At 67.0% G+C, this 22,553-nt stretch carries 13 protein-coding genes; 7 read left to right on the top strand and 6 right to left on the bottom strand.

Translation table 11 applies throughout. The annotated features are described in order from the left end of the window. The first annotated feature begins 141 nt into the window (after positions 1-141). On the top strand, positions 142-2,418 hold the full coding sequence (locus ACR9ZJ_RS01065) for a family 20 glycosylhydrolase (protein WP_481286566.1): 2,277 nt from the start codon (positions 142-144) through the stop codon (positions 2,416-2,418). A 332-nt stretch (positions 2,419-2,750) separates the two neighbouring features. On the opposite strand, the gene ACR9ZJ_RS01060 is transcribed toward ACR9ZJ_RS01065, so the two are convergent. Continuing rightward, complete coding sequence (locus tag ACR9ZJ_RS01060) at positions 2,751-7,052, bottom strand: DEAD/DEAH box helicase (RefSeq protein ID WP_481286565.1); 4,302 nt, start codon at positions 7,050-7,052, stop codon at positions 2,751-2,753. A gap of 127 nt (positions 7,053-7,179) precedes the next feature. Between ACR9ZJ_RS01060 and ACR9ZJ_RS01055 the strand changes: the two genes are divergently transcribed. Both ACR9ZJ_RS01055 and ACR9ZJ_RS01050 read left to right on the top strand, forming a co-directional pair. Further along, positions 7,180-9,390: a glycoside hydrolase family 3 C-terminal domain-containing protein gene (locus ACR9ZJ_RS01055; RefSeq protein WP_481286564.1), complete on the top strand. Its 2,211-nt coding sequence runs from the start codon at positions 7,180-7,182 to the stop codon at positions 9,388-9,390. 70 nt (positions 9,391-9,460) lie between these two features. Next, positions 9,461-10,228: a transporter gene (locus ACR9ZJ_RS01050; protein ID WP_481286563.1), complete on the top strand. Its 768-nt coding sequence runs from the start codon at positions 9,461-9,463 to the stop codon at positions 10,226-10,228. Here the strand turns inward: ACR9ZJ_RS01050 and ACR9ZJ_RS01045 are convergent. Next, positions 10,225-12,174 (bottom strand): LTA synthase family protein, encoded by a 1,950-nt coding sequence (locus ACR9ZJ_RS01045; protein ID WP_481286562.1) that lies wholly within the window; start codon positions 12,172-12,174, stop codon positions 10,225-10,227. The genes ACR9ZJ_RS01050 and ACR9ZJ_RS01045 overlap by 4 nt on opposite strands. A 268-nt stretch (positions 12,175-12,442) precedes the next feature. On the opposite strand from ACR9ZJ_RS01045, the gene mprF reads away from it, so the two are divergent. Together mprF and ACR9ZJ_RS01035 are read left to right on the top strand one after the other, a co-directional pair. Further along, entirely contained in the window at positions 12,443-15,007 is a 2,565-nt protein-coding gene (mprF, locus tag ACR9ZJ_RS01040; protein WP_481286561.1) for a bifunctional lysylphosphatidylglycerol flippase/synthetase MprF, read from the top strand. Beyond that, positions 15,004-15,810: an AcvB/VirJ family lysyl-phosphatidylglycerol hydrolase gene (locus ACR9ZJ_RS01035; protein ID WP_481282129.1), complete on the top strand. Its 807-nt coding sequence runs from the start codon at positions 15,004-15,006 to the stop codon at positions 15,808-15,810. The genes mprF and ACR9ZJ_RS01035 overlap by 4 nt, the downstream gene beginning before the upstream one ends. Before the next feature lie 1,416 nt (positions 15,811-17,226). On the opposite strand, the gene ACR9ZJ_RS01030 is transcribed toward ACR9ZJ_RS01035, so the two are convergent. Both ACR9ZJ_RS01030 and ACR9ZJ_RS01025 read right to left on the bottom strand, forming a co-directional pair. Next, the gene (locus tag ACR9ZJ_RS01030; RefSeq protein WP_481282130.1) at positions 17,227-18,663 is read right to left on the bottom strand and encodes a nicotinate phosphoribosyltransferase; all 1,437 of its coding nucleotides are present in this window, start codon (positions 18,661-18,663) and stop codon (positions 17,227-17,229) included. 25 nt (positions 18,664-18,688) lie between these two features. Then, the gene (locus ACR9ZJ_RS01025; RefSeq protein WP_481282131.1) at positions 18,689-19,390 is read right to left on the bottom strand and encodes a pirin family protein; all 702 of its coding nucleotides are present in this window, start codon (positions 19,388-19,390) and stop codon (positions 18,689-18,691) included. A gap of 196 nt (positions 19,391-19,586) precedes the next feature. Here ACR9ZJ_RS01025 and ACR9ZJ_RS01020 point away from each other — a divergent pair, with 196 nt between their 5' ends. Both ACR9ZJ_RS01020 and ACR9ZJ_RS01015 read left to right on the top strand, forming a co-directional pair. Then, positions 19,587-20,594 carry an LLM class flavin-dependent oxidoreductase gene (locus tag ACR9ZJ_RS01020; protein ID WP_481282132.1) on the top strand — a complete coding sequence of 336 codons (1,008 nt, stop codon included), beginning with the start codon at positions 19,587-19,589 and terminating at the stop codon, positions 20,592-20,594. Between the two features lie 10 nt (positions 20,595-20,604). After that, positions 20,605-21,039, top strand: a complete 435-nt coding sequence (locus ACR9ZJ_RS01015) for a putative toxin-antitoxin system toxin component, PIN family (RefSeq protein ID WP_481286560.1) — start codon at positions 20,605-20,607, stop codon at positions 21,037-21,039. Here the strand turns inward: ACR9ZJ_RS01015 and ACR9ZJ_RS01010 are convergent. Together ACR9ZJ_RS01010 and ACR9ZJ_RS01005 are read right to left on the bottom strand one after the other, a co-directional pair. After that, positions 21,014-21,661: a DUF6348 family protein gene (locus ACR9ZJ_RS01010; protein WP_481282134.1), complete on the bottom strand. Its 648-nt coding sequence runs from the start codon at positions 21,659-21,661 to the stop codon at positions 21,014-21,016. The genes ACR9ZJ_RS01015 and ACR9ZJ_RS01010 overlap by 26 nt on opposite strands. 26 nt (positions 21,662-21,687) lie before the next feature. Beyond that, a complete protein-coding gene (locus tag ACR9ZJ_RS01005; protein WP_481286559.1) occupies positions 21,688-22,518 on the bottom strand; it encodes a DUF72 domain-containing protein in 831 nt (276 codons plus the stop codon). Positions 22,519-22,553 lie beyond the last annotated feature (35 nt).

The raw sequence follows: 22,553 nt of genomic DNA, 5'->3' as shown, positions 1-22,553 counted from the left end.
CCCCCACCAGAGCGGGCTCCCACCACGGTAGGCAGCGTCACCGGTTACCGCCACAATCCACCGATCCACCGATCCACCGATCCACCGATCCACCGATCCACCGATCCACCGAGTCATCAACCGATCAGACAGGAGCCCTCGATGCGCCGAATCCTCCTCCTCGCCATGGCCGCAGGCCTTGCCGCCTGCGCCAACCAGCCGAGGCATGAAGCCGGTCCCGTCGACGACACTCCGCTATCCCTCATTCCCATGCCCGCGCAGGTGCAGCGCACGCCAGGGCATTTTCGCCTCGATGCGGGCACGCCGATCAACGTGGCGCAGGGCGATACGCAGGCCAGGCGCGTCGCGGTCCAACTGCAGGGCTGGGTCCGCCAGGCCAAGGGTTTCACCCCGGCCATCGTCGAGGGCAAGCCCAGGAGCGGCGGCATCACCCTCGCCACCGTATCCAGCATCAAGGGACGCGAGGCCTATACGCTCGACGTCGATGGCGGCGGCGTGCGTATCGCGGCCAACGATGAAACCGGCCTGTTCTACGGTGCCGTGACCTACTGGCAGTTGCTCACCGACCCCGCGGCGCAGAACGGCGTCCCCGGCGTGCATATCGTCGACGCGCCGCGCTTCGAATGGCGTGGCCTGATGCTCGACTCCAGCCGGCACTTCCAGTCGGTGAACGAGATCGAGCACCTGCTCGACCAGATGGCGATGCACAAGCTCAATACCTTCCACTGGCACCTGACCGACGACCAGGGCTGGCGCCTGCAGATCGAGAAGTATCCCCGACTCACGGAAATCGGCGCATGCCGCCAGCCCGTCGGCCCCGATGTCGCGCTGACCGGCGACGCCGATCATCCGTACTGCGGTTTCTATACGCAGGAGGAGGCGAAGCAGATCGTGGCCTACGCGGCGGAGCGTCATATCACCGTGGTGCCCGAGATCGAGATGCCGGGACACGCGCAGGCCGCGGTCGCCGCGTATCCGAAGTTCGGCGCCGGTGGCAAGAAGCTTTCCGTATCGTCCGATTGGGGCGTCAACACCGCGCTGTACAACGTCGATGACGGCACCTTCGTCTTCCTGCAGGACGTGCTCGACGAGGTGATGGCGGTCTTCCCGTCCACGTATATCCACGTCGGTGGCGACGAGGCGGCGAAGGACGAATGGGAACGTTCGAAGACGGTGCAGGCGAAGATGAAATCGCTCGGCATCGCCGACGAGGAACAGATGCAGGGCTGGTTCATCGCGCGCATCGGCGACTACCTGGAGAAACATGGCCGCCGACTGATCGGCTGGGACGAGATCCTCGATGGAAAGGTACCCGCCAGTGCCACGGTGATGTCGTGGCGAGGCACCAAGGGTGCGATCAAGGCGGCCAACGCCGGTCATGACGTCGTGCTCGCGCCGTCGCCGACGCTCTACCTCGACCAGCTGCAATCCAGCCTTCCCGACGAGCAGCCGGGCCGCCCTTCCGGGCAGACGTTGAAGACGCTCTACGACTTCGAGCCGGTGTCGACGGAGATCGCGCCGGACAAGGCCAGCCACGTGCTCGGCGCGCAGGTCACGGTATTCAGCGAGTACCTGCCGAACTGGTACCGCACGCAGCACGCCATCTTCCCGCGCATGGCCGCGCTGGCCGAGCGCACGTGGTCGCCCAAGGCGGATTGGAGCGGCTTCATCGCGCGTCTTCCGGCGCAGATGTCCCGTTATCGTGCGGCGGGCATCGTTCCTTCCGATGGCGCATATGCGGTCGCCATCCAGGCCGAGGCGGCCGGCGGGGACAAGGCGAAGGTCGTGCTCTCCAACCAGAGCGGTTACGGCACGCTGCGCTATACCACCGACGGTTCCGCGCCGACAGCGCAGTCCACCGCCTATGCCGGTCCGTTCGATGTCTCGCTGCCGACCACGGTTCGCGCGAACGCGTTCGCCGGTGGATTCGGCCTGGCGGGCCCGCGTGATCGCGAGATCGACGCCAAGTCGCTCTTGCGCCGGACCAGCGACGAACTGGACACGTGCAGCGACAAGCTCGTGCTGCGCCTGGAATCGCCCAATGCGGTGAATGGCCAGCGTCCCGTGTACAAGGTGGACATCATGGACACCTGCTGGGTGTGGAAGGGCGTGAAGCTCGACGGTCGTTATGGCATCGCGGTGACGGTGGACCGCCTGCCCTACAACTACGCGCTGTGGAAAGACGCCAAGGGCATCGTCGCGCGCAAGGCGCGTTCGGGCGCCGGCGAACTGGAAGTGCACCAGGACACCTGCGACGGGCCCAGGCTCACCAGCATTCCGCTGGCGAAGGCGAAGGATGGCCGCGCCACACTCGATGGCGTCCTGCCCAAGCGCGAAGGCACGCACGACCTGTGCTTCGTCGTCACCGGCAAGCCCGGCCCGAAACTATGGGTGCTGGGAGACGTGCAACTGCGCTGATGGCCGATGAATCAGGCCCCGCTGCGCCGGCGCCCTGCGGGCCGGGGGTTCGGTGGGAGCCGACCTTGTCGGCGATGGGTGCTTGCCCCAAGCCCTGGCCGGGCCCCTAAGCCCTGGTCGGGCCCCTGGTAGGGGCCCTTGTGGAAGCCCTTATGGGGGATCCTTTGGGAGATCCTGTGGGAGCCGACTTTGTCGGCGATCCCGCGGCAGCGGGCCAGCTTGAGGCAAGCACCCAATCGCCGACAAAGTCGGCTTCCACAAGAGCAGGCCTCCACCAGGGCAGCTTCCACCAGAGCAGGTTCCCACAAGAGCGGGTTCCCAAAAAAGGGGCTTCAGGCCGGCATGGAGCGCATGTCGGCCTTGCGTTGCAAGGCCGAGCGGGCTTCGCGCTCGTCGTCGCCTTCCAATGGCGTGAGCGTGACGAACTTGCCGGCGATCATCGCGGCCAGCGGAATACCGTCGCGGATGGCGATGCGGTTGCCAATCGTCGACGGCACCTTGCTTCCGGCGACGATGCCGCCGACCAGGTTCAGCGGATCGGTACCGGCGATGCATACGATTTCGCCATCGTGCGCGCGATGGCGGATCTGACGCAGCGCCGCCAGTGCCTCGGGCAAGGCGAATTGTTCGCCGACGAGGCCATCGACGAAACGGCCGCCACGGATCTCACCGCGCGCCTCCAGCCGGTGATACACGCGCCGTAGCTCGCGCCACGCGGGCAGCCATGCCGCCTCGCGTTCCAGGATGCGCCAGCTGACCACGCCGTAGCGGCGCAACAAGGCGCGCGCGATGTGCTCGAGGCCATCCGCATCGTTGCGTTTTTCGCTCGGCCGCCGCGCCAGTGCCCAGCGTCCGGCGTCCTCGATGCCACTGAGCATGTGCCGCCGCGTGCGCCGGTGGCGATTGCCGTTTCGCTTGGCGGCGGGAAGCAGGAGCGCGCGCAATCCGGCGAAGCTGTCGGCCGTGGCGCGGCCCGCGGCGACCAGCTCGCCGAGCGCATCTTCGAGCTCGGTGCGCAACAGGCGTGTCGTCGACGCGAGCTCGTCGAAGAACAGGGCCCCTTCGTCGCGCAAGGCATCGGCAACGGCCTGCGCACGCGACGACAGTGGCTGCTCGTCGTTCGTGGCGGGTGCCGCCGCTGACCAGACGGCCAACTGACGACGTGGCAGCAACACGATCGGCGTCGCCCTTACCGGGCCACCGTTGCCGGTACCCAGACGCAGCCGGCTCCAGACCACGCGTCCGGCGCGGCAGAGGTCGTCGAGCCAGCCGATGCCATAGTCGCTGACGCGTGCGGGGAGCAGTTCCGATTCCCACGCGCCCGCCGCGGCTTCGAAGCCTTCGAGCTGGCCGATGACGCCGGCGAGCGCATCCGGCCCCGCCACCTGCGTCGCGCGTGTCACGTGTTGCCAGTCGAGCAGGAAGCGGAGGAAGTCGCGCGGTGCGACCGGTTCGATTTCCCGGCGCAGGCGTCCGATGGTGTAGCGATGGATGCGCGCGAGGAGATGGCGCTCGCACCATTCCACCTCGGACGTACCGGGGGAGAAAGGGCCGCGCATCACGTAGCCTTCGCTCTCCAGCGAAGCCAGGGCCAGTTCGACGTCGGCCACCGCGATCCCAAGGGAAGTGGCGAGGACGATGGCGGGCACCGGTCCGAGTCCGCCGAGGCGTCCGCGGACGATATCGACGAGCGCCGATTCAGGCGTCCATGCCTGCGCCTCGAACTCGGCGGGTGCCGCGATCGCGGGCGTCATGCCGACGCCTGGGCGGATGGCTCGCCACGCGGGCAAGCGTTCCGCGGCGACCCACAACGACACACCCTCATGGGAGAGCCGCGTCGCGCGCGCATCGGCCGAAAGCATCGACAACCATTTCGTCCAGCCGGGGTTGTCGCGTACCTCGTCGAGCGTGACCGCACCGAGCTGGACCAGGGCCTCGTGCATCTCGTCCGCGCTGCGAGCCTCGGGCCAGGCCTCTTCCCGTACCGAAGCGATCGCCTCGGGATCGAGCCGGCCGAGGTCGTCGGCACTCTCCGCCTCGTTCCAGCGGCGCGACTGCACGGCCTGCGTGCGGCGTTCCTCAAGCGGCGCATCGTCGAGGAAGGCATACGGCGCCGCGCTGAGCACCTCGGCCGCCAGTGGGGAAGGTGTGGCGAGGTCACGCGCGACCATGGTGATCGCGCCGGACTCGAGCCCGCGCAGCACGCCGAGCAGGCCTTCGCTGTCCATCGCTTCGTGCAGGCAATCCTCGAGCGTCTGCTTCACCAGCGGGTGGTCGGGTACCTCCCGTTCACCGACGAGATTCTCCGCGCAGGCGACCTGGTCGGGGAAGACCGTGGCGAGCAGGTCTTCGCTCTTCATCCGCTGCAATTGCGGCGGGACCTTCTTGCCGCCACTGAAGCGCGGCAGGGCGAGCGCCGTGGTGGCGTTCCAGCGCCAGCGCACGCCGAACAGGGGCGCGTCGAGCAAGGCCTGGACCAGCACGTGCTCGGCCGAGTTCGAATGCAGGTAGCGCGCCACTTCGTCCAACGGGAAGCTGTGGCTGGTGGACAACGACAGCACGATCGCATCTTCGGTGGCGGCCGCCTGCAGCTCGAAATTGAACTTGCGGCAGAAACGCTTGCGCAAGGCCAGGCCCCAGGCGCGGTTGATGCGGCTGCCGAAGGGCGTATGGATGATGAGTTGTGTGCCGCCGGACTCGTCGAAGAAACGCTCCATCACCAGGGTGTCGTGCGTCGGCAGGGCACCCAGCGCGGCGCGCGCGCGGAACAGGTAGTCGACGATCTGCTCGGCCGCGGGCTTCGAAAGCGACAGGGTTTCCACGAGGTACGCGAGCGCGGCTTCGCGTCCGCCCTCGTCGAAGGCTGCCGAGATGTCGGCGCGCAGGCGCGACACGCCGGAGGACAGTTCGTCGGTGCGGCCCGGCGCCTCGCCCAGCCAGAAAGGAATGTTCGGCGGCGCGCCCTGTGCATCCTCGACGCGCAGGCGGCCCATCTCCACGCGCAGGATGCGATACGAGCGGTTGCCCAACTGGAAGACGTCACCGGCGAGGCTTTCCACCGCGAAGTCTTCGTTCACCGTGCCGACGATGATCGCCTGCGGTTCGAGCAGCACGTTGTAATCGCCGGTGTCGGGAATCGTGCCACCGGAGGTCACGGCGGTCAGCCGCGCGCCGCGGCGCTCGCGCAAGCGCTTGTTCACGGCGTCGCGGTGGATGTACGAACCGCGCGGGCCGACGCGCGTGGTGAATCCCTCGGCCAGCATGCGCACGGTCTCGTCGAAGGTCTCGCGCTTCAAGTCCTTGAACGGGTATGCGCGACGGACGAGGTCGAACAACGCGTCCTCGTCCCATTCCTGGCAGGCGACCTCGGCCACGATCTGTTGGGCGAGCACGTCGAGGGGTTCGCGTGGGAGGACCAGCGCGTCCAGTTCGCCACGGCGCACGCAATCGAGCAGCGCCGCGCACTCGATGAGATCGTCGCGTGACGTGGGGAACAGGCGGGCCTTGGGCGTGCCGCCCACGGCGTGGCCGGCACGCCCCGCGCGTTGCAGGAAGGCGGCGATGGAGCGTGGCGACGCGATCTGGCAGACCAGGTCGACGTCGCCGATGTCGATGCCCAGTTCGAGCGAGGCCGTGGCGACGAGCGCGCGCAACTCGCCGCGCTTCAGCCTTTGCTCGGCGTCGAGGCGCTGCTCGCGTGAAAGGCTGCCGTGGTGCGCGGTGACCGCCTCCTTGCCGAGCCGTTCGGAGAGATGCCGCGAGACGCGTTCCGCCATGCGCCGCGTGTTCACGAAGACGAGCGTGGTGCGGTGCTGCTCGATCAGGTTGCCGAGCCGGTTGTAGACCAGTTCCCACATGTCGTTCGACATCACCGCCTCGAGCGGCACCGGCGGCACCTCGAGCGCGAGGTCGCGATGGCGCGAGTGACCGATGTCGACGATGGCGCAGTCTTCGCGTTCGCTTCCGGTGAGGAAGGCGGCGACCTTCTCGATCGGCTTCTGCGTGGCGGAAAGGCCGATGCGGGTGATTCGCCGCTGGGCGAGGGATTCCAGCCGCTCCAATGAAATGGCGAGGTGGCTGCCACGCTTGCTGGCCGCCACGGCGTGGATCTCGTCGACGATCACCTCGCGGATGTCGCGCAGCATCGCCCGGCCCGATTCCGAACCGAGCAGCACGTAGAGCGATTCCGGCGTGGTCACGAGGATGTGCGGCGGCCGGCGCTTCATCCGCTCACGGTCGGACGAGGGTGTATCGCCGGTGCGCACGGCGCTGCGGATTTCGAGGTCGGGCAGCCCTTGCTTGCGCAGTTCGTCGCGGATGCCCGCCAGCGGCGCTTCGAGGTTGATCCGGATGTCGTTCGACAACGCTTTCAGCGGCGAGACGTAGAGGATCGTCGTCCGGTCGCGCAAGCCACCCTCTTCCACGCCTTCGCGCACCAGCATGTCGATGGCGGAAAGGAAGGCGGTGAGGGTCTTGCCCGAGCCCGTCGGCGCCGCGACGAGGGTATGCCGGCCGGAGCGGATCGCCGGCCACGCCGCCGCCTGCGCCGCCGTGGGCTCGGCGAAGGTGCTCGCGAACCAATCGGCGACGGCGGGGTGGAAAGCGGTGAGTGGCGTCGACTTTTGTGAATTCATTGAATCACTTAAGTGGGGCCGAAAGGCCCGGTTGGCAAGCCGGAGGGTAACCCGGGACGGTCGCATGGGTTGCGATGAAAGCGTTACTTGGCGATGGTTGGTGTTTCCCCCGGATCGAATCGCGACCATGCCCGATATCGCGCGCCGCACCACCCTCGCCCTTGCCCTCTCCGCCGGCCTCGCCGGCGCCGCGCAGGCCGCCCCTCCGGCCGAGCGGCCGTGGATGGATCGCTCGCTGTCGCCGGACCGCCGCGCCGAGCTGATCGTGGCGGCGATGACCGACGATGAGAAATTCCGGCTGATCCGCTCGGATTTCGGCCAGAAGAACGACAAGCTGCCCCACCCGGCGGATTCCCTCGATGGCGCCGGATACGTTCCCGCCATTCCGCGCCTGGGCTTGCCCGTACTGAACGAGACCGACGCCGGTCTTGGCGTGGCCCGGCCCGGTAACGACCAGTTGGGCGCGATCTCGTTGCCCGCCGGGCTCGCCACGGCCGCCAGCTTCGATCCTTCCGTGGCCCATGCCGGCGGGCGCATGATCGGCGGCGAGGCGCGCGGCAAGGGTTATGGCGTGCTTCTCTCCGGTGGCGTGAACCTGGTGCGCGATCCGCGCAACGGACGTAACTTCGAATATGCGGGCGAAGACCCGGTGCTGGCCGGCACGATGGTCGGTGCCGCGGTGAAGGGCATCCAGGAGCGCAAGGTGGTCGCGACGGTGAAGCATTTCGCCATCAACGACCTCGAGTCCGGCCGGAATACGCTGAGTGCCGACATCGACCCGGTCGCCTTGCGCGAATCCGATCTGCTGGCTTTCCAGCTCGCCATCGCCAAGGGCGACCCCGGTTCGGTGATGTCCTCGTACAACCGTGTCAACGGCACCTATGCCGGTGAACACGACTGGCTGCTCAACCAGGTGCTCAAGCAGGAATGGGGCTTCAAGGGCTGGGTCATGTCCGATTGGGGCGGCGTGCACAGCGCGGCCAAGGCCGCCATGGCCGGGCTCGACCAGGAATCGGCGGGCGAGGTGTTCGACAAGGAGGTGTTCTTCGACAAGCCGTTACGCGAGGCGTATGCATCCGGCCAGTTCCCGAAGGCGCGGCTGGACGACATGGTGAAACGCGTGATGCGAAGCCTCTTCGCCCACGGCGTCATCGACGAGCCGGTGAAGAAGACCAAGGTGCCGTACGAAGCCGACCGCGTCGTGGCGCGCGACACCCTGGAAGCGGGCGCGGTGCTGCTGCGTAACGAGGCGGGCTTGCTGCCGCTGGCACGGAAGGGTCAGTCGATCGCCGTGATCGGCGGCCACGCCGACAAGGGCGTGCTCGCCGGAGGTGGGTCGTCCCTGGTCTCCGACGTGGCGGGCGATCCCGTGCCCGGCCTGGAGCCGAAGGCCTGGCCGGGTCCGATGAAGTACCACGCGTCGGCGCCGCTCGCCTTCATCCAGAAGCTGGCCGGTGGCAAGGTGAGCTTCGATCCGGGTACCGATCCCACGGTCGCCGCCAAGGCCGCTGCCAGCGCGGACGTCGCCGTCGTCTTCGTCACCAAATGGGCGGCTGAATCGTTCGACTGGACCGACCTCTCGCTCCCGGACAACCAGGACGCGTTGGTCGCCGCCGTGGCCAAGGCCAACCCGAAGACGATCGTGGTGCTGGAAACCAATGGCCCGGTGAACATGCCCTGGCTGGGCCAGGTCGGTGCCGTGATGGAAGCCTGGTATCCCGGCTCGGGTGGCGGCGAAGCCATCGCGCGCCTGCTTTACGGCGTGACGGCGCCCTCCGGACGCCTGCCGGTGAGTTGGCCGAAGGACGAATCGCAACTGCCGCGGACGACGATCGAAGCGGCCGGGCTCTATTCCAAGGCGAAGCCGGCGGACAACGTCGACTACAACATCGAAGGCGCCGACGTCGGCTATCGCTGGTTCGAGAAGACGCATCGCGAACCGCTGTTCGCGTTCGGCCATGGCCTGACCTACACCCGCTTCGCGTACAGCGATTTCGCGGTCGACAAGGATGCGGCGGGCCATCCCGTGGCGCACGTGACCGTGAAGAACACGGGCAAGGTGGCCGGTGCGGATGTGCCGCAGATCTACGTGACGGCGCCCGGCGCGGCGACGCGCCGGCTCGCCGGTTGGAGCAAGGTGAAGCTGTCGCCGGGCGACAGCCGTCGCGTCGATATCCCGCTCGAACCCCTGGCGCTCGCCCGCTACGACGACGCCGGCAAGCGCTGGCGCGTGGCACCGGGCCGTTACACGGTGAAGCTCGGCCGCTCGGCCAGCGACATCGCGGGCGAAGCAGCCGTCGAGGTCGCGGAGAGCTTTCCAGTGGTGAAAGCGCCCTGACGACGGGCCGGCGTCGTGGCGTCTGCCTCGTGCACGACGCCACCACGCCGGCAGCGGTCACAATGGGTGCATGAACCTACGCCCTGCCCTCGCCTTCCTCGCTTCGGCCTTGCTCGGCGCACCGGCCTTCGCCGATCCACCCGACTTCGACCGGCCGGGCGCCGGCTTCGCCACCACGGTGCTTCCGGCGGGCACGCTGGCGCTGGAACAAGGCCTGCCGACCTACGAGCGCCAGCGCCAGGACGGTTTCCTGGATCGCACCTACACCGCGGACAGCCTCATCCGCATCGGCCTTGGCGGTCCCGTCGAATTCCAGCTGGGCGGCTCGGCCTGGAACCGGTTGGAGGAGCGCGGGCAAGGTTCGCGCCGCCATGCGGTCGGCCACGGCGATAGCAGTGTCGCCTTGAAATGGGCTTCCGCAGGCTCGGGCGATGCGGGTGCCTTCAGTTGGGCCGCGCTGGGCGAAGTGACGTTCGCGAATGGCGACGAGGATTTCGGCAACGGCGCGCGGCAGGTCAGCCTCGGCACGACGATGCAGTGGAAGCCGGACGACACGCATCAGAACACCTTGTACGCGAATCTCGACCGGCTGAAAGGCCATGACACGTGGACCCTGGCACCGACGTTCGGCCGCAAGTTCGGCGAGAACCTCGTCGCCTATGTCGAAACGGACGCCATCCACGACGCGGAGGACGGCAACGAACTGCAGGCCGGCGGCGGCGTCGCCTACGACGTGGGCGACCGCGTGCAACTCGACGCCTACGCGCTTCACCGTATCGGTCGCCACGGACCCTCCGTGGTCGCGGGCGTGGGGATCTCGATGTTCTTCGGCCGCTAGTTCGCCGGAAGTGTCTTCCGCTTCATCAGCCCGTTCGTGAACAGGTACGCGGCGGTCTGGTAGTACGTCACCGCGTCCTTCGCATCCACCGGGTCCATCCGCTCGACCGGCGTCGCGTCGCCCGTGGTCTTCTGCGGGATCATTTCCTTCACCGGCTGGCGCGGGATCAGGGACGTCAGGCGGTCGCCATGCAGGTAGCCCAGTTCCTGGTAGGTACTCAGGAAGGCGCGCTCGCGGCCGGGTTCGATCTTGAAGATGTCGTAGCCGTAGAAGCGCGAGGTATAGCTGAAATTGAGCATGCCCAGGATCGTCGGCGGGATGTCGATCTGGCTCATCAGTCGATCCACCCGGCCTGGCGCCACGTGCTTGGGCGAGTAGATGAACAGCGGGATGTGGTAGCGGTCGACGGGCAGGCTCGTCTTGCCGGCGCTGGTCGCGCAATGGTCCGCCGTGATCACGAAGATCGTGTCGTCGAACCAGGGCTTGGTCGAGGCACGCTTGAGGAAATCGGCGATCGCCCAGTCGGTGTATTGCACGGCGGCGCGGCGTGAACCCTGCGGCAGCTTCACCCGGCCTTCGGGGAAGGTGAACGGACGGTGGTTCGAAGTCGTCATCACGTGGCCGAAGAACGGCTTGCCCTTCGCGTACGCATCGTCCATGCGCTTCATCACGAGGGTGTAGAGATCCTCGTCGGCCACGCCCCAGACGTTCTCCGCGTGAATGTCCTTGTCGTCGATGGCGCCGCGGTCCACGGCGGTATAACCGTTGCTCGCGAAGAAGTGGTCCATGTTGTCGAAGTAGCCGTAGCCGCCATACAGGAACTCGGACTCGTAGCCCTTCGCGTTGAACACATCGGCCAGTGACCAGAGGCCCTCGTTGTTCGGACGCTTCACGATGGATTCGCCCGGCGTCGGCGGTACCGAAAGCGACAACGCCTCCAGGCCGCGCACGGTACGCGTGCCGTTCGCATAGAGCTGGGTGAAGAACAGGCTCTTCGACGCCAGCGCGTCGAGGTTCGGCATCAGGTGCTTGTGCTTGCTTACGTCGAGTCCTTCGACGTAATCGCCGGACAGGCTTTCGACGCTGATGAGGACGATGTTGAGCTTCTTCTCCGGTCCGCTCGCCGCGATGGTGCGCGTGATATCCATCGGGTCGTCGCTGGTGAAGGTCGCTTCGGGCGTCTTCAACAACGTGCGCAGGTTGGCGAAGGCCTCGTCCTTGGGAAGCGTCGGATAGTACTTCGCATAGTCCAGCTCGTTGTCGCGGAACGCGGCGAAGAACTGATAGATGCCATTGCCGGCCAGTTCGTTCACGTAGTTGTTGCTCGAACGGTCCTTCATGGAGCCGTCGACGGCGAAGCTCACCGCGACGGTGAGCAGCAACCACACGCCCACCACGGCGCTGCGGCCGAGGAATCGCGAACCGTCGTCACGCGCTGCCAGGACGCGACGGCTGAAGAAGATCACCAGCACGGTGCCCAGGATGAGCAGGGCCGACCAGGTACCGATCGGGTACGACTCGCGGATGTTGCCGACCACCTCGTGGGTATAGACCAGGTAGTCCACGGCGATGAAGTTGAAGCGTGCGCTGAACTCGCCCCAGAACACCAGCTCCGCCGCCCCGAGGTAGAGCACGGCGAACGCCAGCACGAAGCACAGGCCGAGGAAGATGCGGTGTCCCCAGCGTGACAGGTAGGCCCGTCGCGGCAGCAGCCATAGCGCCAGCAGCAGGGGCCAGGCGAAATAGATGTAGGTGACCAGGTCGTAACCCAGGCCGACCAGGAACAGGTACAGCCACTGGCCCAGGTCCGGCGGAACCTCGTGGCGGGTTTTCACCAGCAGGATCAGGCGGACCAGGAAGGCCACGCCGACAAAGAGGACGCCGAACCACAGGAGCGGCCGGAAACGCTGGCGCAGGGCGCCGGGGGCCGGGGAATCAGGACGCATGGAGCCTCACGAAACAGATCCGGCTCCGGGGACGGGCGCGGCATGTCTCGCAGGGTAAGAATTCGCGCTTACGTCGAGCTTTCCCCAACCTTAGCGGAACCTTTCACCGCCGGAACCGTTGGCCGGCCGTTCACGCGAGCAGCACGCCCTGCCGTCCCCGCGCGCTCTGTGGCAACCTACACGACCTTACGACCACCGAACGACCATTGGAGTCAGCGCGCAAGTGGAGCACGAAACGAGGGCGGAGCTCCCGACGACAGATCAGCCTTTGGCCAAGCGCGCACTCTATGTGACCCTGCTGCGTCGCGCGGGCGGCCCCGTGCTGTCCGTGGTCCTGCTTTGCCTGGCGCTGTGGGCCCTCCACGCCATGGCCAGCGAGGTCACCTACCGGCAGATCGCCGGTTACGTGCACGCGTTGCCCAACAGCGATATCGCGCTGGCGATGCTGCTGACCGCGGCCGGCTATGTCGTCATGACCCTCTACGACTGGTTCGGCCTGGCCAGCATCGGCCGGCGGTTGCCGGCCCGGAGGGTGGGCCTGATTTCCTTCATCAGCTATGCGTTCTCGAACGCGCTGGGCATGTCCCTGCTGGTATCCGGTTCCATCCGTTACCGGTTCTACGTCCAGGCAGGGCTCAGTACCGGCGACGTGGCGCGGGTGGTGCTGTACACGACCCTGAGCTTCTGGCTCGGCCTCGCCGCGCTCACCGGCGTCACCTTGCTGCTGGTGCCGATTCCGCCCGACATACCGCTTTCCGGCCTGCGTATCCCGCTGGCGATCGTGCTGGTGCTGGTGCCGCTGGCCTGGCTCGGCGTCGCGGTGGCCGTGCGCCGGCCGGTGCGCGTGTGGCGCTGGGCGGTCAACACGCCGACTCCCGCCGTGGCCGCGCGGCAGATCCTGACCGGCGCGCTCGATTGGGGGCTCGCCGCCGGCGTGCTCTACGTGCTGATGCCCCAGGCCATTTCGGGTGGCTTCGGCCACTTCCTGGCGATCTTCGTGGTGGCGCAGATGGCGGGGCTGATCAGCCACGTGCCGGGCGGCCTGGGCGTGTTCGAGGCGGTGATGCTGGCCGGCTTCGGCGCCACCGGCGACCACGGCCTGGAGGCACCCATCCTTGGCTCGCTCGCCGCCTTCCGCCTCGTGTACTACCTGTTGCCGCTGTGCGTGGCGACGGTGATGGTCATCTGGCGGGAGATCCGCGCGCTGCGCCATGCCGCCATGGTCACGCCGTGGTTCAGCAGCCTGCTGCCGCCGTTCTTCGCCGGGTTGACCCTGGTCTGCGGCGCCGTGCTGCTGTTCTCCGGCGCCACCCTGGCGATTCCGGGGCGCATGGAGATCCTGCGTGGTTTCGTGCCCTTGCCGCTGGTGGAGGTATCGCACTTCCTCTCCAGCGTGGTGGGCATGCTGCTGCTGATCCTGGCCCGTGGCCTGCAAAGGCGGCTGGATGCCGCCTACGTGCTGACGCTGGTGTTGCTGATCCTTGGCGCCATCCTGTCGCTGCTCAAGGGCATCGACTACGAGGAAGCGACCCTGCTTTCCCTGCTCGCCCTCGCCCTGGCGCCCGCGCACCGGCACTTCTACCGGCGCGCTTCGTTGTTCCGCGCCAGCTTCTCTCCCGGCTGGGTGCTGGCGATCGGCGCCGTGCTGGCCTGTTCCACGTGGCTGGTGTTCTTCAGCTTCAAGCACGTCGAATACAGCAACAACCTGTGGTGGGAATTCAGCTTCCACCACGGTGGCGCGCCGCGAGCCCTGCGCGCGCTGGTGGGTGCGACGGCGGTGGTGATGCTGGTCGCCCTCGCCAACCTGATCCGGCCGGCACGTCCGCGGCGCGCCTATCCGGGAGAGGCGGACCTGGCCCGGGCGGAGCCGCTGTTGAAGAATTTCGATTCCGCGCAGGCGCATCTCGCCCTGGTCGGCGACAAGATGCTGATGTTCGCCCCGGGTGACCAGGCCTTCATCATGTATGACATCGAAGGGCGCAGCTGGGTGGCCATGGGCGACCCCGTCGGCACCGACGAGGCGGCCCGCCGGGAACTGGTCTGGTCGTTCCGGGAGAACTGCGAGCGTGCCGGTGGCTGGCCGATCTTCTACCAGGTGCGTCCGGCCGACCTCGACCTCTACCTCGACGTGGGCATGAACCTGCTCAAGATCGGCGAAGAGGCGCGTGTCCGGCTGGAAAGCTTCAATCTCGACGGCAAGTCGAAGAAGACCCTGCGCGGAACGGTGAACAAGCTGTCGCGCGATGGCCTGCGCATGGAGATCGTCCCCGCCGAGGCCGTGCCGGCCCTGATGCCGAAACTGAAATCCGTTTCCGATGCATGGATGCGCGACAAGAAGGTTCGCGAGAAGCGCTTCTCGCTGGGCCTGTTCGACGAGCGCTACCTCGCGCGCACGCCCATGGCGGTGGTCTGGCAGGGCGACGAGCTCATGGCCTTCGCCAACATTTTCGTTACCGCGACGAAGGAAGAAGCCTCCGTCGACCTCATGCGCCACCTGCCCGAAGGCCCCTCCGGCATCATGGATTTCCTGTTCATCGAACTGATGGTCTGGGCGAAAGCCGAAGGCTATCGCTGGTTCAACCTCGGCATGGCTCCCTTGTCGGGCCTGCAAAACCGCCGCACGGCACCGTTGTGGAGCCGCTTCGGCGCCATGGTGTTCGGTCGTGGCGAGCGCTTCTACAACTTCCGCGGGCTGCACCGCTACAAGGACAAGTTCGATCCCGAGTGGGAGCCGCGCTACATCGCCGTTCCCGGCGGCATCGCCCTGCCGCTGGCGCTCGCCAACGTCGCCAGCCTGATTTCGGGCGGCATCGGCGGAGTCGTGCGCCGGTGAAGCGTTCCCTGAAGAAGACGATCCGTTACGTCCTGATCGGCATCGCCGCCTTGCTTGTGCTGGCCTTGCTCGCCTGGCATCCGTGGACGCGCGCCTCGATGGAGAAGTCCACCGTGGAGCTTCCCGCGCTGAAGGCGGCGCCGGCCGGCGAGGAAGACCTCCTGGTGGTGATCTATTCCGGTGACGGCGGCTGGTGGGATCTCGACCAGCGCCTCGGCGCCGTGTTCACGCAGCGCGGCATTCCTGTCGCGGGGGTGAGCACGTTCAAGTATTTCTGGCGTTACCGCTCACCGGATGAATCGGCGCACGACCTGGATGGCCTGCTCGATCGCTACACCCGCCAATGGAACAAGCATCGCGTGCTGCTGGTCGGCTACTCGTTCGGCGCCGACGTGCTGCCGACGATCGTCGGCAAGCTGCGCCCGGACAATCGTGACAAGCTCAGTCAGCTCGTCCTGCTCTCGGCCAGCCGCGACGTGAACTTCGAGATCGAGCTCGAGGGTTACATGCAGCAGGGCTGGTGGACCACGCACACGCACAACTTCCTGCAATGGCTGAATCCGGTGGTGCACACCGACGCCATTCCGCCCATCGCCGCCCTCGGCGGGCGTCCACCCATGGCCTGCTACTACGGTGCCGAGGATGCCGACGACAGCGGCTGCACCGATCGCCGGCTGCCGGCCTTCGTCACCGTGTACAAGAAGCCGGGCTCGCACCATTTCGACGAAGACTACGAAAAGCTCGCCACCGAACTGATCCAGCGCATGCCCGGACATCGTCCGGAGGCTTCGACGCAGCCTTAACGAAAATTCGGGCCCCGATCGCGTGAAGGCGTGTCACGAAACATTCACGGCCGTGCCACCAGAAATTTCCTCTTTTCCGCTCAACCTGTCGGTCCGGGCGGAAAGATAAAGCAGGAGACGGCCATGCATCGAGAGCCAGGAAAACGCGACTACGGATCCTCCGACTGCGCTGCCTTGCGGAGTCTCGCCAGCCGCGGCGTGAGCGTGCCGCAACCGGCTCCGAAAGCGCCCCCGAGCCCCGTTCGCCCGGAGCGTCCGCGCCATGAACAGCGGCGCGAGACCCGCATCCCAGCCTGAACGTAAGGGTTCGCTGAGGCTTCCCGAGGCAAATAGGCACTAATTTTAAGAATCCTCCTATATCCGTCGTCGGTCGACCTACGCAACATTAGGTCCGTGCCCCGCCCGGCTGTCGGGCAGGGCGAACGAATCGCCGATGACCGATCCGACGGCAGGATGCCGTCCGTCCCTAGCGCCAGGATCGATCCCCCCCTTCATCGGCGGTAACGCCGCGCCGGCTTCGCCGGGCCGCGTTCGGGTGGCCACGGCCACCAGACCAAGGGACGGTCGCCATGGCCCTCCGCGTGAGCGTGAGGGCCATGTTTTTTTGGTTCTTCACGCATTTCAGGGGCTCGCCTGGTGCGGGCTCGGCTTCGCCCTCGCATTCGCCGTGTGCGTGGCGGGGGAGCTGCCGGGCGCCACCCTCGGCGCGACGGTAGTCGCCGTCCCTTGGGCAAGGATGCCGCTGGCGCGGCCGTGTTTGATGGCTGCGCCCCTGCGGGCTCGGACGGTCGGGCGGGGGTTTCCGATTCGCCTTCCTGGCTCAGCGGAAACGGCCGGCCATCCATGGCCGGCCCCCGCGGGCCTTCTCCACCCGCCCGTCCTCGGCTCCTAATGTCGCGCCGAGGGTGGCGCCCGGCAGCTCTCTCGACCCTGAGGTGGGTTGGTGGGAAAAGCGACGCTCCCACCCGGGTGCGGTGGGGCTGACACGGAGCGGCATCTACCCAGGTCGCGGGCATGGCTTGTGCCACACGATCCCTGCGGGCGCGACGGGGCGCCAGCCATCAGACATGGCCGCGCAGCGGCTTCCTTTCCCGAGCGACGGCGCAACCGGAGCGACGAGGGTGGCGGTCGACGGCTCCGCCTACCGCGCTCCCCGGACTTCCGCGAAGAACTTTTTTTTTCAGATCCGGTGTAAGCCGACCCCGGTGCAGCCCGGGCCTGATGAAAGCCGACCCTGGCGGAGCCCCGGCCTGGTGAAACTCGCCCTGGTGAAAGCCAACCTTTGTGGGAGCCAACCTGTGGGAGCCGACCTTTGTGGGGGGAGCCGACCTTGTCGGCGATCCCGCGGCAGCGGGCCAGAGTGAGGCAAGCCCCATCGCCGCTGAAGCGGCTCCCACAAAGGCAAAGGCGGTTCCGTCAGCGGCCCGCGGCAGCCCTTTCCCGCACTTCGGCGAACGACCATTCGCGTTTCAGCTCGCCGTTTTCCCACACCGTCTGCATGACTTCTTCCCAACCGGGTTCGATCGCATCGGCCGGGAGCGATATGGCGTCATCGGGTAGCGGCACGGTGCGGTAGCTGCCGTATTCGCGATGGCGCAGGAGGGTCATCCGTCCGCGCTTGGACAGCTTGCCCTGGTCGGTGACCGGGTCCTTCCATACGTCGCGCCACGTGCCATCGATGCGCGCGGCCGAGCATTTCAGCGCGAACTTCTGGGTGTCGCGGGTGAGTTTCTGCAAGAGCGCGCCACCCATGCCGAAGGCGAGGTTGTCGGCGGCGTAACCGGCGGCGGTGATGCGCTCGAGGATGGCGCGGATGCTCTCCGGGTTCACGCCATCGCCCTGGATCACGCGGACATGGTTGAGCACGCGGTAGCCCTTGCCGTTCGAGGTGCTGCCGAAAGCTTCGTTCAACAGGCTCACGCAACGGTGCACCACTTCCACCGGGTCGCCTGAATCCGGCCGCACGACGACGGTGGCGCCCGAGGCGATGACTTCGTCGCGCAGCGTCTTGCCCCAGTGCTCGACGATGGCGTGGTAGATGTCATAACTATCCGACACCACCGCCACGAGCGATCCGGGACGCGCGAAGCGGCGAAGCATGTTGCGATAGGCGTCGACCTCGTGCTCCTTGCCCCAACTGGTGATCGTGCTGTGCTCGGCGGCGGGAATCGAATAGCCGGCCATCGCCTCGCCGTAGTACGTGCGCGCGGCGAGCACGCCCGAGACGGTATCGGTACCGAGGAAGTTGACCAGATGGGCCATGCCGCCGAGGCCGGCGGATTCCGCGCTCGATACGCCGCGGGCGCCGAAGTCGTGCAGCTTGAAGGGAATCTGGCCGGTCGGATCGTCGGAGGTGCGTTCCAGGTAGTGCAGGATCGTCCGCCGGGCCTGCCAGCTGATCGTCGCGACCGTCACGGGGTACCAGAGGCGCAGCAGCAGCGTTTCCAGGTACGAAGGCAGCCAGAACGCCTTCGGGTCCGTGGATTCGATCGTGACCAGCGCCTGGTGCGTCGGCACCACGCTGCCTTCGGAAACGGCGCGCACGCGCACCGGAAGGCGGCCGCCGTGCGTGTCGACGATGTAGCGCCAGCCTTCTTCGTTGAAGGGTTCGCCGTGGGCGGCGAAGAAGTCGCGCGCCTCGTCGACGTCGGCGTGCGTGACGGGACGGCCGAGGCGCGCCTTCAGGACGGCCTGGAGACCGAAGAACACCGTGCTTTCATAGGTGCCGCCGCGCGATTCCACATAGAAGAACGTGGCATCGGTGCCTGGCGGATATTGCAGCCAGTGGCTGGCCTTGTAGCTGTCGGTGTCGAGGATGGGATTGTCGAGATAGGGTGTGCCGTGGGTCGTCATGACCCACAGCATACCCCTCGCTTCATCACGCGGCGGTGTCGACGAGCACCAGTTCCGCATCGCTGGTGGCGGTGATGCGCAGCGCCGTTTCATCGCGGATCGCGGCGCCATCGCCCTTGTCCAGCGCGATGCCGTTGATCTCGACCGAGCCGGCCGCCGGAACCATATAGGCGTAGCGGCCGGGAGCGAGCGCGTATTCCACGGTCTCGCCCGCTTTCACGCTGGCGCCCAGCACGCGGGCGTCGGTACGGATCGGCAACGCGTCTTCATCGCCGGCGATGCCGCTGGCCAGGGTCACGAAACGGCCCGAGCGTTCGCCCTTCGGGAACGGACGGGTACCCCATGCCGGTGCTTCGCGCTCGCCGTCCGGAATGATCCAGATCTGGAAGATCCGGGTGGCGTCGGGCTCGGCGTTGTACTCGGCGTGGCGAATGCCGGTCCCTGCGCTCATCACCTGCACGTCGCCCGCTTCGGTACGGCCCTTGTTGCCCAGGCTGTCCTCATGGGTGATGGCACCCTCGCGAACATAGGTGATGATTTCCATGTCCGAATGCGGGTGCGGCGGGAAGCCCGTGCCGGCGGCGATGGTGTCGTCGTTCCAGACCCGCAGCGCGCCCCAGCCCATGCGCTTGGGATCGTGGTACGAGGCGAACGAGAAGTGGTGCTTGGCGTCGAGCCAGCCGTGGTTGGCACCGCCAAGACTGGTGAAGCGGCGGACGTCGATCATGTCGTGCTCCCCCGGGAATACCGGACTGGATGAGTGGATGGGTGTATTTTCCTCCGACGCATCCGCCATGGAGCATCGCTTTCCGGAACGGATTGTTTCCGCGGAGGCGCCTTGCAGGGTTGCAAACCCAACCCCTGCGCCCATGTGGGACGGATCGGCGGTGCCATGCCGCCTCCCCCTTGCGAGGTATTCCCGAATGATCCCGTTCTCGGTGCTCGACCTTTCCCCCGTTCCCCGTGGATCGACGCCCGGCGAATCGTTGCGCAACTCGCGCGACCTGGCCCGCCACGCGGAGGCCCTCGGCTTCCACCGGTACTGGCTCGCCGAGCACCACAACATGACGGGTATCGCCAGCGCGGCGACGTCGGTGGTCATCGGGTACATCGCCGAGGGGACCAGCACGATCCGTGTCGGCTCAGGCGGCATCATGCTGCCGAACCATGCGCCCCTGGTGATCGCCGAGCAGTTCGGCACCCTGGCCTCGCTGTATCCGGGCCGCATCGACCTGGGCCTGGGACGGGCGCCGGGCACCGACCAGGGCACGGCCCGCGCGCTGCGCCGTTCGCTCGGCCCCAGCGACGACCGCTTCCCGGACGACGTGCAGGAACTGCAATTCTTCCTCGGGCCACAACAGCCGGGCCAGACGGTGCGCGCGGTGCCTGGCATGGACACCAACGTGCCGATCTGGCTGCTCGGCTCCAGCTTGTTCAGCGCACGCCTTGCCGCCGAACTGGGCCTGCCGTTCGCCTTCGCCTCGCACTTCGCGCCGGACCTGATGATGAAGGCGCTGGAGGTGTATCGCACGATGTTCAAGCCGTCCGACGTGCTGGACAAGCCCTACGCCATGCTCGGCATCAACGTGGTCGCGGCCGACACCGACGAGGAAGCGCGCCGCCTGTTCACGTCACAACAGCAGGCCTTCTGGAACCTGCGCCGTGGCGCGCCGGGCCAGTTGCCGCCGCCGGTGAATTCGATGGAGGGCGTGTGGACGCCGATGGAGAAGGCTCAGGTGGACCACGCCTTGTCGTGTGCCGTGGTCGGCTCTCCCGGAACGGTGCGCGAAGGCCTTGCCGCGTTCATCGAACGCACCGGTGCCGACGAGTTGATCATCACCGCGCAGATCTTCGATCACGAGGCGCGCAAGCGTTCCTACGCGATCGTCGCGGAGCAGCACGCGGAGCTGGCCCGCCGTACGGCGGCCTGAGCCGGTCTTCGTGAGGGTCGTCCTCGATACCAACGTGTGCCTGGACGCCTTCGTCTTCGCCGATCCGCGCGCGGATCGGCTTGTCGCCGCGATGGCGTCTGGCGACGTCGAAGCGGTGACGCGTGCCGACTGCCGCGACGAGTGGCTCGCGGTGCTGCGCTACCCGGTGTTGAAACTGGACGAGGCGGGCATCGCGGCAGCCATCGCCCGGTTCGACGCCACGGTGACCTTGCTTTCGCCACCGCTGGTGGCGATGCCCTTGCCACGCTGCCGCGATCCCGACGACCAGAAGTTCCTCGAACTGGCCGCCGCCGTGGGTGCTGCGGTGGTGTTCTCGCGCGATGCCGAGGTGTTGCGCCTCGGCCGTCGCACGATGCGCGACGGTCTTTTCGCGATCATGAAACCCGAGGACTGGACCCTCAGTCCATCGGCACCAGCGCGATGAAGTTGCGCAGGCTGTAGTAGCGCTCGTGCTGCGGCCAGTCCACCGATGCGATGGCCTTGTGGCCCGCGGCCCAGGGTTCGTTGTCGAGCAGCACCTCGACCTGGGTCTTGCCGTCGCCGACGTTGCCGTAGAACACGCGTATCCAATGCACGTCCGCCGTGAGCGGTGCCGTGGCGATAGCCGCTTCCAGCGCCGAAAGACCATCTTCCGGGATCTCCATCGGCGCGTCTTTCTCGCCGCGCAGCGTGAAGTCGCCGATGTAGAGGGTGAACCGGTGCAGGCCGGCGACCAGCTCGCGGACAGCGAGCTTCTTCGCGTTCACCTTGTGCCAGCAGGCCGCCAGCACGACATGGAAATCGTTACGTGCGAAACCGTCCAGGGCGTCGCGGCATCCCGCCTTGCCGGCGCCGATGCCGCCGAAGCTTTCCTCGATGGTGCGCTCCTCGTCGAGCACGATATCGATGTCGAGGCGGCCCATCCCACCGTCGGCGCCCTCGTGCCAGATGCCGCGAATGGCGGGGAAATCCTCGCCTTCGGTAAGCAGCCAGTCTTCGTCGGCTTCGAGTTCGACGCCATGCTCGGCAAAAAGGTCGATCAGGTGGTTCTGGATGAGACGGTCCATGGTTCGTCCGGTCTGGGGATGGGCGATTATGCGCTGTCGGTCAGCTTACCGAGTGCGACCGCGGCCGCGGGGTTCCGTTCCTTGGCGGCCGAGATGAAATAGATGAAGATATCCCGCGCGGTCGCCCTGGAAGCGGCCGGTCCCACATGCGGCAGGTCGGCCGGGTCTCCTCCCGCTGCCCAGGTCGTCGCGCGCTCTGCCCAGGCCGTCAGATCCTTCGCCCGATAGCCGTTCGTTTCGCTCGATACGCTGCGCATCAATCGTGCATAGACGAAGGGGCCGGTCAGGTCGGCGAAGGACGGATATTTCGGAGAGTCGGTGAACACCGTCGCCACGCCACGTTCGCGCGCGAGTTCCAGCCAGCGCTCGTCCATGAAGCTGTCGTGGCGCACTTCCACGGCGTGGCGAAGGGCCACGCCAGCATGCTTCCCGGGCAGCAGGTCGAGGAAGCCGGCGATATCGTCGGCATCGAACTTTCGCGTGGGCAGGAACTGCCAGAGCAAGGGGCCGAGCCGGTCGCCCAGGGCGACCGCACCGTCGAGAAAGCGGCCGATCCGCTCGCCGGTGGACGCGAGCGCCTTGGTCTGCACGATATGCCGTGGCGCCTTCACCGAGAACACGAAGCCTTCCGGGGTTTCGGCCGCCCATTTCTCGTAGGTGGAGGCGTCGGGCGAGCGGTAGTAGGTGCCATTGATCTCGATGGCCCGCACCTGGCGGCTCGCGTATTCCAGTTCGCGCTTCTGAACGAGTCCCTCGGGATAGAACACGCCGCGCCAGGGTGGAAAGGTCCAGCCACCCATGCCGGTGCGGACATCGCCCCGCGTGGGGGTCTTGCTTCGAGCGCGTTGGGTCGCCATGGGAACGATGCTCGCAAGGATGAGGTGGAGGGTTC

It is taken from the genome of Luteibacter sp. KNZ12-1A (assembly GCF_056755675.1).
This window is presented reverse-complemented; position numbering and strand designations above follow the sequence as displayed.